The organism is Roseofilum capinflatum BLCC-M114 (genome assembly GCF_030068505.1).
Taxonomy (GTDB): Bacteria; Cyanobacteriota; Cyanobacteriia; order Cyanobacteriales; family Desertifilaceae; genus Roseofilum; species Roseofilum capinflatum.
The window spans coordinates 25,874-38,382 of sequence record NZ_JAQOSO010000041.1 but is presented as its reverse complement, the minus strand read 5'-3'; the positions used below and the strand labels follow the sequence as shown (position 1 = coordinate 38,382).

Annotated in this window: 16 protein-coding genes; 7 read left to right on the top strand and 9 right to left on the bottom strand. The window is 47.8% G+C overall.

Translation table 11 applies throughout. The annotated features are described in order from the left end of the window. Positions 1–304 precede the first annotated feature (304 nt). Positions 305–1,300, top strand: coding sequence for a methyltransferase domain-containing protein (locus tag PMG25_RS08430; RefSeq protein WP_283766456.1), 996 nt, complete (start codon positions 305–307; stop codon positions 1,298–1,300). A gap of 105 nt (positions 1,301–1,405) precedes the next feature. After that, positions 1,406–2,113 (top strand): PHP domain-containing protein, encoded by a 708-nt coding sequence (locus PMG25_RS08425; RefSeq protein ID WP_283766455.1) that lies wholly within the window; start codon positions 1,406–1,408, stop codon positions 2,111–2,113. 16 nt (positions 2,114–2,129) lie between these two features. Here PMG25_RS08425 and PMG25_RS08420 read toward each other — a convergent pair whose 3' ends face one another. From PMG25_RS08420 to PMG25_RS08405, 4 genes are all read right to left on the bottom strand, one after another. Further along, complete coding sequence (locus PMG25_RS08420; RefSeq protein ID WP_283766454.1) at positions 2,130–2,285, bottom strand: hypothetical protein; 156 nt, start codon at positions 2,283–2,285, stop codon at positions 2,130–2,132. A gap of 217 nt (positions 2,286–2,502) precedes the next feature. Next, on the bottom strand, positions 2,503–2,685 hold the full coding sequence (locus PMG25_RS08415) for a hypothetical protein (protein WP_283766453.1): 183 nt from the start codon (positions 2,683–2,685) through the stop codon (positions 2,503–2,505). After that, positions 2,682–2,924: a DUF433 domain-containing protein gene (locus PMG25_RS08410; RefSeq protein ID WP_347178782.1), complete on the bottom strand. Its 243-nt coding sequence runs from the start codon at positions 2,922–2,924 to the stop codon at positions 2,682–2,684. Before PMG25_RS08410 ends, PMG25_RS08415 begins: the two co-directional genes overlap by 4 nt. A 20-nt stretch (positions 2,925–2,944) precedes the next feature. After that, entirely contained in the window at positions 2,945–3,157 is a 213-nt protein-coding gene (locus tag PMG25_RS08405) for a type II toxin-antitoxin system VapB family antitoxin (protein ID WP_347178781.1), read from the bottom strand. A gap of 289 nt (positions 3,158–3,446) precedes the next feature. Between PMG25_RS08405 and PMG25_RS08400 the strand changes: the two genes are divergently transcribed. After that, the gene (locus PMG25_RS08400; RefSeq protein WP_283766451.1) at positions 3,447–3,632 is read left to right on the top strand and encodes a PIN domain-containing protein; all 186 of its coding nucleotides are present in this window, start codon (positions 3,447–3,449) and stop codon (positions 3,630–3,632) included. Between the two features lie 45 nt (positions 3,633–3,677). Continuing rightward, positions 3,678–5,702: an NAD-dependent DNA ligase LigA gene (gene ligA, locus PMG25_RS08395; protein WP_347178780.1), complete on the top strand. Its 2,025-nt coding sequence runs from the start codon at positions 3,678–3,680 to the stop codon at positions 5,700–5,702. Positions 5,703–5,879: 177 nt separating this feature from the next. Here ligA and PMG25_RS08390 read toward each other — a convergent pair whose 3' ends face one another. The 5 genes from PMG25_RS08390 to ctpA all read right to left on the bottom strand — a co-directional run bounded on the left by PMG25_RS08390 (position 5,880) and on the right by ctpA (position 10,328). Continuing rightward, positions 5,880–6,263 (bottom strand): DUF1815 family protein, encoded by a 384-nt coding sequence (locus tag PMG25_RS08390; protein ID WP_283766449.1) that lies wholly within the window; start codon positions 6,261–6,263, stop codon positions 5,880–5,882. Between the two features lie 193 nt (positions 6,264–6,456). After that, the gene (locus tag PMG25_RS08385; RefSeq protein ID WP_283766448.1) at positions 6,457–6,669 is read right to left on the bottom strand and encodes a DUF2839 domain-containing protein; all 213 of its coding nucleotides are present in this window, start codon (positions 6,667–6,669) and stop codon (positions 6,457–6,459) included. 196 nt (positions 6,670–6,865) lie between these two features. Continuing rightward, the gene (locus PMG25_RS08380) at positions 6,866–7,984 is read right to left on the bottom strand and encodes a TRAP transporter substrate-binding protein (RefSeq protein ID WP_283766447.1); all 1,119 of its coding nucleotides are present in this window, start codon (positions 7,982–7,984) and stop codon (positions 6,866–6,868) included. 95 nt (positions 7,985–8,079) lie between these two features. After that, on the bottom strand, positions 8,080–9,033 hold the full coding sequence (locus tag PMG25_RS08375) for a pentapeptide repeat-containing protein (protein WP_283766446.1): 954 nt from the start codon (positions 9,031–9,033) through the stop codon (positions 8,080–8,082). 62 nt (positions 9,034–9,095) lie between these two features. After that, a complete protein-coding gene (ctpA, locus tag PMG25_RS08370; RefSeq protein ID WP_283766445.1) occupies positions 9,096–10,328 on the bottom strand; it encodes a carboxyl-terminal processing protease CtpA in 1,233 nt (410 codons plus the stop codon). Positions 10,329–10,404: 76 nt separating this feature from the next. Here ctpA and petB point away from each other — a divergent pair, with 76 nt between their 5' ends. The 3 genes from petB (at position 10,405) to PMG25_RS08355 (ending at position 12,292) form a co-directional block, all read left to right on the top strand. Continuing rightward, the gene (gene petB / locus PMG25_RS08365) at positions 10,405–11,073 is read left to right on the top strand and encodes a cytochrome b6 (protein ID WP_283766444.1); all 669 of its coding nucleotides are present in this window, start codon (positions 10,405–10,407) and stop codon (positions 11,071–11,073) included. A gap of 294 nt (positions 11,074–11,367) precedes the next feature. Next, positions 11,368–11,850: a cytochrome b6-f complex subunit IV gene (petD, locus tag PMG25_RS08360; RefSeq protein WP_271944267.1), complete on the top strand. Its 483-nt coding sequence runs from the start codon at positions 11,368–11,370 to the stop codon at positions 11,848–11,850. A 187-nt stretch (positions 11,851–12,037) separates the two neighbouring features. Then, entirely contained in the window at positions 12,038–12,292 is a 255-nt protein-coding gene (locus PMG25_RS08355; protein WP_283766443.1) for a hypothetical protein, read from the top strand. Positions 12,293–12,509 lie beyond the last annotated feature (217 nt).

Here is a 12,509-nt window from a genome sequence, read left to right as displayed (position 1 = left end):
CCCACTCCAGTCATATCAAAGAATTCGAGGAGTGCGGGCATCTTGCCCGCTTCTTCATATCAAGTTCGCTTATTCATGTCCGCGAAGCGGAAATACCCTAATTAAAAATCCAGGGAGCAAGATGCTCCCACTCCAGTCATATCAAAGAATTCGAGGAGTGCGGGCATCTTGCCCGCTTCTTAACAAATTTTCATGTCCGCTTGCGGAAACCGGACTTGATATCACCCTTTATCCGGACTTGATATCAGAAATCCCTTATGCTAAATAGAGCGTTCAGTCAGTATAAGAGAACAGCAAAGATTTGATGAATATCTGGTATTTAACAGGGGGGGGAATAGTGGGCTTAGTGGCGATCGCCATTATCCTCTATCTCGTCACCGCCCGTCGCTATGAATCATCCGCCTCCGTCGCCAACTCCTACGACCAATGGACAGACGAAGGCATCCTAGAATTCTACTGGGGCGAACATATCCATCTCGGCCATTATGGCTCCCCTCCAGAGCGCAAAAACTTCCTCAGCGCTAAAGCCGATTTTGTCCATGAAATGGCCCGTTGGGGTGGCTTAGATGCCCTACCCCCCAACACCACCGTCCTAGATGTCGGCTGTGGCATTGGCGGCAGTAGTCGGATATTAGCCCAAGATTACCACTTTGACGTAACCGGCATTACCATAAGCCCCCAACAAGTCAAACGCGCCCAAGAATTAACCCCAGAAGGACTGAGCGCGAAATTTGCCGTCGATGATGCCATGGCCCTCTCCTTCCCCGATGCCAGTTTTGATGTCGTCTGGTCAATTGAAGCCGGGCCCCATATGCCCGATAAAGCCATTTTTGCCCAAGAACTGCTCCGCGTCCTCAAACCGGGAGGAATTTTAGTGGTTGCCGACTGGAATCAACGGGATGACCGAAAAATCCCCCTCAATGGCTTAGAGCGCGTCATTATGAAGCAACTCTTAGACCAATGGTCTCATCCTGCATTTTCCAGCATTGAAGGGTTTGCCGAACTGCTAGAAGCCACAGGATACACCGAAGGACAGGTCATCACTGAGGATTGGACAGAAGAAACCCTTCCCTCCTGGCTCGATTCCATTTGGCAAGGAGTCGCTCGACCAGAAGGGTTGATTAAATTTGGCCTACCCGGTTTGATTAAATCTCTGCGAGAAGTGCCCACCCTGTTACTGATGCGTGTCGCCTTTGGTACGGGTTTATGTCGGTTTGGCATGTTTCGGGCCATTCGGGGAAATAGCCCAAGGGAACTGAAAACCTCCGATTCGACTCCAGTGAGTACAATTGCCTCTTAGCTCGACTTATGACTGTCATGATTCTTCTCAATCGAGAAAGAGATGTTACATAAGTTCAAAATTGGCTATAGTAGACAACAAGAGTTTATCTTGAGATTGAGAAAGATGATGATCAATCTAGCTCCAGCTCCAACCTCATCAAACCAGGGGGGAGAACAGGAGGAAGCACGGGCCCTCAGAGAAGTATTCGCACACATTGAGGAAAGGAGTTGTCCCCATTCCTATAACTTTCACATGCATACCCAGTTTTCTGATGGCAAATTACGCCCGGAAGAGATTATTGACCAGGCGATCGCGATCGGATTACAAGGACTGGCAATCACCGATCACCATAGTGTTGACGGTTACAAGGTGGCCCACAACTGGCTCAATCATCCCAATCTCAACCCTAAACCCCCCCTCCACCTCTGGAGTGGTGTGGAAATCAATGCCTATCTATTGAAAACTGAAGTTCACATTCTTGGCTATGCCTTTGACCCCGATCATCGAGTCTTAAAGCCCTATCTCCAAGGTCATGCGGTGAAGGGAAAAGCCTATCAAGCCTCTGCGGTGATTGATGCTATCCATGAGGCGGGGGGTTTAGCTGTTTTGGCTCATCCCGCTCGATATCGTTATCCAGCCACTGAACTGATTCCTGAAGCTGCTCATCTGGGCATTGATGGAGTAGAAACCTATTACGCTTACAATAATCCTACGCCTTGGACACCGAGTCCTAAACAAACGGCTCAAGTGCGACAACTGGGCGAGTCCTATAACTTGTTGCATACCTGTGGAACAGATACCCATGGTCAGAGTATCCAGAAGCGATTGTAATATCAAATCTATTCATTTACGCTACAGATCTCTGTAGATAGGGCTTGCTGAAAAAGTTGAAAATTGTGCGATCGGTGCGATCGCCTCCGTCGGGCTTCGCCCATCCTAGAAAGTGAGAAATGTTTCTCTCTCGATATTTATAGGTTTCATTAATTACTTCCTTGTTCATCATAACTTTAAATAATTGAAAGGGGACTAAATATCCCCTCTCCAAAAATTGGCACAAAAAAAATCCGACAGACCTGCCGGAGCAGGTGGGAAAGATTCATTACCAAAAAGGTAATAGCTATTTCTGTTTCTGAGAGTTTAAATTTTTATTAAATTTCTGCTGCCGATACGCACTTCCCAGGAGAAGCCGAGTTTCTGGACGGCTAATTTCCTTCATCCCATCATTTCTCCATTTTCCGAATCCGAATTGTGGTAGGGGAAATTACAGTAAAAGCACCCGGTAGTTGATCGGCGTATTGAGCGATCGCATTAGCAATGATTGTTACCTTTTTCTCGTTGGATAACCCTATTAACAGGCGATCCACAATCAGTTGATTAATATTTTCATCTGCCAACAAGTTCACGAAGCTACATCTAACACTGGATACACCACATCCGCCTTTAACGCTTCAGCAGCAAAGGCAAGGGCGGCAAGGATAGACTGGCGATCGAGTCTAGGATAAGCTTGTAAGAGTTGTTCCTCAGTTTCACCAGCCGCAAGACTTTCTAGAATCAATTCAACGGTAATTCGAGTTCCCCGAATCGTTGGTTTTCCCATCATAATTTGGGGATCGGAAATAATCAGTTGTTGGTACTCCGGCATCATGTACAAGAACTCCTGTATCAATCAGAAACATTTCGGTTTGACCGTAATTCCTTATAATCGTAGCGATCTGAAAATTGAATTTGTCCACTCAAATCCAGCAAATTCCGCTTTTTGCGGGTGCGAATCAACTCTTCTAGAGCAAAATTCATCAATTCTTGCTCAGTTTGACAATCTGTTAAACTGAAAGCCTCTTTAACTAATTGTTCATTAAGTTCAATGGGCATTTTTATCATTAACAACTCATCCAATTATGTAATTCATTGTACCCGATCTACACAACCTTGCCTTGACTGGCGAGAGAAGTGCAAAGAAACCGGGTTTCTGTTGCCTCTCCATCCCAGGGTACATCTGTGGGAAGAAACCCGGTTTCTAACCGCCGCAAGAAGTCACTCAAGCTACCATAACTCCCCGACGCTCTTTATGGGGCATCTGTAGCCATTTAGGAACCGCACCTTCAGCCGAAGAGATTGATAACGCCCGTCTAGAAGCCTGGAGTAGCTTTCCCAGGGAGGATATTTAATGCTTCAGGTAATTGTGGAAGTTCCTTTTAATCGTGATATTGCTCAAACCATGCAAAGCCTCGATCGCACTCAAGTCCCCGATCTTCGCGATCGCATCATTGCTGCTACAGCAGTTTACCATAATGTACCGCTCATCAGCCGCGATCGTAAAATTCAATTGTCTACTATCAATACCATCTGGTAACTGATTTAGAATTGAAAAATCAATCATCGCTCAATGGAGTAAGGTATTGTGGCTTCTGCGGAAATTGTGCAACAGGTGAGTCGGCTGCGGGAACAGTTGCAAAAGGCGAGTTATGCCTATTATGTGCTGGATAATCCGATTATGGAGGATAGTGTATACGATCGCCTCTATCGCCAACTCCAAGACCTGGAAAGCCAATATCCCGATCTGATTGTACCGGAGAGTCCCACCCAGCGCGTGGGCGACAAACTGGCAGAGCGGTTTACTTCCGTCGAGCATAATGTTCCCCTCTACAGTCTGGAAAATGCCTTTAACCTCCAGGAGTTTCGCCAATGGCAAGACCGATGGATGCGTCACGCGGGTTCTATTCCTGCTGCCAACTCCCCCGAATATATCTGCGAACTGAAAATTGATGGCTCGGCTCTGGCTCTAACCTACGAAAACGGCATACTCGTGCGCGGAGCCACCCGTGGCAATGGCACTATCGGAGAGGACATTACCCCCAATGTGAAAACAATTCGCTCTATTCCCCTGCGCTTAACCGGAGAAGCCATCCCGGAGCGCGTCGAAGTGCGAGGAGAAGCCTTTCTCAGTCTAGAAGTCTTTGCCCGGCTCAACCAAGAACGCACAGAAGCGGGGGAACCTCCCTTCGCTAACCCCCGCAATGCGGCAGCCGGAACTCTGCGCCAACTCGACCCGCGCATTGTGGCGGCGCGACGCTTAGATTTCTTTGCCTATACCCTCCATTTGCCGGAAACCTCAACTTTGCCCCAAACTCAGTGGGAAGCCCTCAAATGGCTCTCTGAGTGGGGTTTCAAGGTCAATCCGAACCGTACCTGCTGCCCCTCTTTAGCTGAGGTGGAGCAATACTATAGGCGCTGGGAAACGGAGCGCCACCAACTCCCCTATCTCACCGATGGCGTGGTGGTGAAACTGAACAATCTAACGTTGCAAACTCAACTGGGCTTTACGCAAAAATTCCCCAGGTGGGCGATCGCCCTCAAATATCCCGCCGAAGAGTTGCCCACAGTGGTGACATCGGTGACGGTGCAGGTGGGTAGGACGGGTGCGCTCACCCCCGTAGCTGAACTCGAACCCATCCAACTGGCGGGAACTACGGTCAAACGCGCGACCTTGCACAATCCCGATCGCATCGCCGAATTGGATCTGTGCATTGGCGATACGGCGATCGTCCGCAAAGCGGGGGAAATTATACCGGAAGTTGTGCGAGTTTTACCGGAACTGCGCCCCCCCGGAGCTACCCGCTATACCATGCCCACCGCTTGCCCCGAATGCAACTCGCAGGTGGTTAAACTGGAGACAGAAGCGGTTACTCGGTGTATCAATAGTGCTTGTCCCGGTATTCTGCGCGGCGCTCTCATCCATGCCTCCCGTCGGGATGCCCTGGATATCGACGGCTTGGGGGAAAAACTAGCCGCGCAGATGGTCGAGCAGCAGTTGGTGGGATCGCTGGCGGACTTGTATGAATTAACGATTGATGATTTAATGCAGTTAGACCGTATGGGTCAGAGATCTGCCCAAAAGTTGGTAGAGGCGATCGCTGCATCGAAAACTCGCCCATGGCACTGTATCCTGTATGCGATCGGCATTCGCCATGTGGGAGCCGTCAACGCTAAAGTCTTGTGTGAAGCGTTTCCCTCCGTCGAACAACTCGCCCAAGCCACAGAAAGCGACTTAGAGAATGTACATGGAATTGGTTCAGAAATGAGCGCGGCGATCGTTCAATGGTTCCAACTTCCCGAAAATCAAACCCTCATCCAACGGTTGCAAGCATTAGGCTTATCCCTATCTGCTGTAGAAGTGAAACATATTTCGCCCCCAACCTCTCTGACGGGCAAAACCTTCGTGCTGACTGGTACACTGGCTAGTTTAACGCGATCGCAAGCCAAAACCCGCATAGAAGACGCAGGAGGAAAAATCACCAGTTCTGTTAGCTCCAAAACCGATTATGTCGTGGTTGGCGATAAGCCTGGCTCCAAGTTGACCAAAGCCCAAGAATTAAACATCACCCAACTCACAGAAGCACAGTTACTGGATTTGCTAGGTTAGCATCTCATTGCCCTTCTCATCTCTTGCTTCTGCAACAGCAAGCGACTATAACCGGCAAAACTTTCGTCTTTACCGGTTCCTTCATTTTAGGTATATTGTTGTTACTTACAAAATGGAAAAATACGCCTGGCAGACAATCTACCAGAACTCTCAGTCACCCAACCCATTCCTTTCTAATTACACTCTGGGCAAAATCGTCACTCCAGAAGATCTTGACTTTTGGGGAACTGAACCCGCTAACGGGGGATCTCCAGGGAGTTTATCCTGTTTGGCTAAATTGGCTAATTCTTGCAATTGAGCGATCGCCTCTGCACCCTCAAGTTTCATCAGCTCTCGGTCATCGCGCATTTCTGTCCAGGTAATCCCATAATCAGAAACCAAAAACCGAATCAGATGGTTATCCCCCAAGCTCACCATAAACGATGCGCTATTCATCTGATCGCCGCAGGTATAGCAAGACGCTAAATATCCCTGACGCTCCAGGACAATAGCCAACGCCTGAAGGCTCATCACTAAATCTCGGACAAATTGTCTATGCTGGTGCGCTAATCGGATAAACACCTTTATTTTCCTCCACTCACCACACTATTCTAGACGGCTTTATACTTTCTTCAGGATTCCATCAGATTTTCTAGATTGATCGAGGGATTACCATACTTCAAACCAATGAATTAGGCTCCAGCCTAAGAGCATCTTTTCCGAAATACCGTATACCAGGATACAGAAAAATCCACAAAAGTCTTGCCTCTAGCCTTTAGTTCACTTGCCACCAGCCGAAACCCGGGCCAATGAATCGAACCGTTAACCATGCGGCAATCATGATTCCAATCCCAATCCAAGCTCCCGTACTTGTCCATTTAACAAACCGATCCGCTTGGGATTGAGTAATCGGCAACCAGGGCAAGATAGTCTTTTCCTGGCCATACTGTTCTCCGAGAGCTGCTTTACGGCGTTTCGCTTCACCCATAACTGATTTGCGTAATACCCATTAACTAAACTAACCTAGATTCCGATAATAGCCTTTTCTGAGAAATTCCTGCCACTGTGTTGACAAAACAATAAGAAACGATACGTTTTGCGATATTCGTCTCAAAGCCCCCCTAAAAGCCGGCCTCCACTCCCCTAAAGGACGGCACTTTCAACCCAAAATTTCCGGTAACGCACTAATTTCTAATTGCAAAACCGGTGTAGGCTAACTCACTCACCGCGTGCCAACTAAAAATATCAGCTTGGAACTGCTTCCAAGACCCATAAACCTCTTGAAAAGAAGAATCCTCACTCGCTTGTTGCTCCAATAGTTCCTGAGTCGCTTGACGACAAGCCGTTAAAATTTCTGGGCTGAAGGGCTGTAACTGTGTGCCTCCCTCTTTAAGCCGCTTCAATGCTTGTGGATTTAGGGTATCATAGCGACCCAAACAGTGAACATTTGTATCAGCCGTCGCACTCCTGATTGCATCCTGATAGTCTTTAGGTAACTCATTCCACTGGTCTAAATTCACCTGTAACTCAAACGTAGAACCCGGTTCCCACCAACCCGGATAATAATAGTATTGGGCAGCCTGATTCAAGCCCAGTTTCTCATCATCATAGGGGCCAACCCATTCAGCCGCATCAATAGCCCCCCGCTCCAAAGCCAGAAAAATTTCTCCTCCGGGTAAAACCTGCACATTCACCCCTAAACTCGCTAAAACCTTACCCCCAAACCCAGGAATTCTCATTTTCAGGCCATTTAAGTCTGCCACTGTATTCACCTGGCGCTTAAACCAGCCCCCCATTTGCACTCCACTATTGCCCGCAGGAAAGGCGATGACATTAAAATCGGCATAGAGCTGATTGATCATCTCTTGCCCCCCCCCATAGTAGAGCCAGGCATTTTGCTGTTGGGCATTCAGGCCAAAGGGAACAGTGGTTCCAAAGACCAGGGCGGGGTTTTTACCAATGTAGTAGTAACTGGCGCTATGGCCACATTCGACAGTTCCCGCTTGTACCGCATCCAAAACTTGCAGTCCAGGCACAATTTCCCCTGCCGCAAATACTTCAATCACAAACCGCCCATCGGTTATGGCTTCGACTTTCTCAGCTACCATTTGAGCTGACCCATAGAGGGTATCGAGGGAGGTGGGCCAACTGGTGGCCATTTTCCAACGGATATTGGGGAGGGCACTGTTGGTAGGACGGGTGCTAGTGTTTTGTGAGGTGCTGGTTTGGGCGCTACAGGCCGCTAGGGCTAAGGTGGTGGCTGCTCCTGTGGAGGTATAGGCTAAGAGTTTACGGCGTTTCATGGGTTAAATTTGGATTAAAAAGCGGATTGAAACGTCAATCATACCTCTGAATTTGGGTCACTACAATAGACTTAATCCCAATAAGCCTAAAGGCGTTACTCTAAGCTACGCAGACGATGGAGAAATTCTTGGACAACTTTTTGGGGGTTATTTTGGCATTGTTCGATCGCATAGGAGTCAATGAGGACGATGCCATATTGATTTAACAGGCGATCGCGCTTGAGATCGAGATAGCAAGAGTCCTCTTCAATTTGTAAAACCCCACATTTACCGCTATCAATCACCAAAAAATAAGGATTACGCTCAAGTTGTCCTGCTAAAATCGTTCGCACATGGGGATAAAACAAGATATTTTGTTGGTGCAAGGCTTGGGCAATGTCTAATTCGGCTTGGGAAGCAAAATCTAACCCTTGCCACTGATAAGGCGATCGGGCCGGTTCATGGAAGGATCGATCTAATCCTTCCGCATGAACTAAATGGGTATCAGTAAAATTGGTTTCACTCAAATCTGAACCCCGAAAAATAGCATAAGCGGCATTAGAGCGCCCTAAATTCGTCTGATGTAAATTTGCGTCACTTAAATCCGCTTTAATTAAATTGGCCCCACTGACATTGGCCCGACTTAAATCTGCCCCACTCAAATTCGACCCACTTAAATTTGCCTGCGCTAAAGATGCCTGAAGTAAACAGGCCCCATTTAGATCGGCTTGCACTAAATTAGCAAAAATCAAATTTGCCCCACTTAAATCGGCATGGGCAAGACTAATATTAAATAAATAGGCGCTACTCAGATTGGCCAAGGTCAAATTCGAGCCACTGAGCAACGCCAAAAACAAATTAGCACAGCTTAAATCGGCATGGGTTAGGTTAGAGTGGCTAAGATTAGCATGGGAAAAATTAACATGAAATAGATTGGCACGGGCCAGATTACACTGACTTAAATCAATGCCACTTAAATCCGTGTAACTGAGATCGATCCCCGCTAAATCTAGACCGCGAAAATCTCGTTGTCCTCCTTGATAAAGGTCTAAAAGGGTTGGTTTATCCATGGACAAGCACCCAAACGTTTCAGATTCAGATTATGTACGCAAGATCAACTGGGATTGAGAGTTTAACTTTGGGTTTGCTCGGCCAGCACTTCTAGAGCAGCTTCATATTGGGGATCGGAAGCGGTAGCGATTTGATTGCGGGAGATGGTCTCAGCCGGAACTACCCGATCTGGCTCAATGCCTAACTGATTAATATCATGATGATCGGGGGTTTCATATTTGGCAATGGTTACCGCTAACCCAGAACCATCGGATAAATCAAATAAGGATTGAATTAAGCCCTTCCCAAAGGTTGTTTGGCCCAGTAATTGAGCGCGATCGTTATCTTGGAGTGCCCCTGCTAGAATTTCACTGGCACTAGCGGTTCCATGATTGACCAACACCACGAGGGGATCGTCAGTCATGGCCGATCCAGTGGCTTCAAAGCTTTCTAAAACTCCTTGACGGTTGACCACATAAACAATCGTACCGCGATCGATCCATTGGCGAGCAATTTCAATGCCTGCGGTTAATAATCCACCTGGATTATTGCGTAAATCGAGAATATAACCTTCAGCTCCCTGGTCTTCTAAGCGGGCGATCGCCTGGCTCAGTTCTTGGGAAGCATAGGCATTAAACTGAGTTAAGCGAATATAACCAATAGGCGTTGAGCCAGATTTGGAGTCGATTGTTCGCAAATCGGCTATCACCGGATTGAGGGTAATATGGTCGCGGGTAATCTCCACGGTATGCTGTTTGCCGCGATCGCTCTCAATGGTTAGGGTAACCACCGTTCCCGTCGGCCCCCGCATCCGGTTGGCGGCCTCCTCAATGGTCAAGTCACGGGTCAAAACGCCATCAATAGCAATAATGCGATCGCGCGGTTGCAGTCCTGCCATTTCTGCTGGCGAGCCGGCGATCGGCGCAATTACTGTCAGTAAGCCAGTTTGGGGATCTAACGCAATCTGCAACCCCACCCCACTCAACTCTCCTGAAGTGGTCACCTGCAAGCTTCGATAGGACTGGGGAGGCAAAAACCGGGTAAAGGGATCGCCCAAACTCTTGAGCATTTCGTCAATGGCCGCATAGGTTTCCTCGCGACTCCTGAGCGGCTTTTTCAGAGCCTTCTGGCGCACGAACCACCAATTTTGATGATTAAAGGTCTCATCCAAATAAGACCGATTCACAATGCGCCACACCTCATTGTAGAGCTTCTGTTCTTGAGTCAGAGCATAGGCTGGGGAGATCGAACCCCCAAGGGCGATCGCCAGATAGAGAACCAGAAAACACGCCACCCAAAAAAATCGCTTTACCATCACCTGTTTTATCATTACTTTGGCTATGTTACATTTCTATAAGAGCGCATTAATCTTTCATAGGATCGTTAACCGCATGTTTACCAAGCAGGTAAGAGAGTCAAAAACCTTTCAATGGTTTCAAGAACGTCTAGAGATCCAAGCCATCTCCGACGACATCACCAGCAAATACGTCCCTCCTCACGTTAATATCTTCTACTGTCTCGGTGGAATTACCCTCGTGTGCTTCCTAATCCAGTTTGCCACGGGATTCGCCATGACCTTCTACTACAAACCTACGGTAGCGGAAGCCTTCAGCTCCATTCAATACATCATGAATGAAGTCAGCTTTGGATGGTTAATCCGCTCCATCCACCGTTGGTCTGCCAGTATGATGGTACTGATGATGATTCTGCACATCTTCCGAGTGTACCTTACCGGAGGCTTCAAAAAACCCCGCGAGCTAACTTGGGTAACCGGAGTTGTCCTAGCTGTCATCACCGTAACCTTCGGAGTAACCGGCTATTCTCTCCCTTGGGATCAGGTCGGGTATTGGGCCGTTAAAATCGTAAGTGGTGTTCCTGCTGCTGTTCCTGTGGTTGGAGACCTGGTAGTTGAACTGATGCGAGGCGGTGAAAGTGTAGGCCAAGCGACCCTAACCCGCTTCTATAGCCTTCATATTTTCGTCCTGCCTTGGTCGATCGCCGTCTTCATGTTGGCTCACTTCTTAATGATTCGTAAACAAGGGATCTCCGGCCCCTTGTAAAGCGCTTCGCGCTAGGGAATGGGGAATAGGGATAACTATAGCGATCCTAAATGAGTTATGTAATGGCTGCCCCTCATCCCCCTGCCCCCTTCTCCCGCAGGCGCTGCCCTGCTTGCCCTGAGCGAAGTCGAAGGGAGCGAAGTCGAAGGGAGAAGGGGGAAAAAGTCCCTCTCCCGTGGGAGAGGGATTTAGGGAGAGGGCATTTCCTCTTGCACAACTCATTTAGACTAGCTATATCAACCCTAAAACCCCTTGACCTCGATATAATCGTCCCATTTATTAATTGATTGAACCATGTCTATTCAAAAGCCACCCGCTTTATCCGATCCCAAGCTCCGGGAAAAACTCGCCCAAGGTATGGGCCATAATTACTATGGTGAACCCGCCTGGCCCAATGACCTGCTGTATACCTTCCCCGTAGTTATTGTGGGAACTCTCGGCTGTATCGTTGCCCTAGCGGTACTCGATCCCGCCTTCATCGGCGAACCTGCCGATCCCTTCGCCACTCCCCTGGAAATTTTGCCTGAGTGGTACTTCTATCCCGTATTCCAAATCCTGAGAACGGTTCCCAATAAACTGTTGGGGGTTCTGATGATGGCTTCGATTCCCCTGGGCCTAATCCTGGTTCCTTTTATCGAAAATGTGAACAAATTCCAAAATCCGTTCCGTCGTCCTGTAGCCACTGCGGTTTTCCTCTTTGGAACCCTAGTTACCCTGTGGTTAGGTATTGGCGCGGCTTTACCTATCGATAAATCTCTGACCTTGGGACTCTTCTAAATCGAGAATAGTATCTTTTTTCTTTAAGCACCGGTAAGGGAACTGGCGATCGCCCGATCTTTAGATCCCCTGCCGGTGTTTAAGTTATTTATTAATTATACAGTTGCAAGACTTCGAGACGTTGCTCGGTTTTTTTGCTAATTTTGTATTGGACACCAATCTAGTTAAACAAATTCTGAGGTGGGATATGTCGGTACTAGAAGCATCACCTTTATACCGAGAATTACTGGAACAGGCGAGAAAAACGGTTTTACAACAAGGTATTGAACAAGAGCGCCGAAAAACGGTGGAAAACTTGATGAGGTTCCGTTTTCAGACCATTGACCCTGAATTAGAGGAGATTGTACCCAAACTCGTAGCTTTGCCGACTGAAGAAGTGTTTTCCTTGATGTTGCAAAAGTCTCGGCAAGAGTTACTGGAGCAATTTAGCGATCGCAGTTGATATCAAGTCCGATTGTTCATGTCCGCGAAGCGGAAATACCCTAATTAAAAATCCAGGGAGCAAGATGCTCCCACTCCAGTCATATCAAAGAATTCGAGGAGTGCGGGCATCTTGCCCGCTTCTTAACAAATTTTTATGTCCGCTTGCGGAAACCGGACTTGATATTATCCGGACTTGATATGACTTAGTATTTTTTCATTAAATCAGCCGATTATCG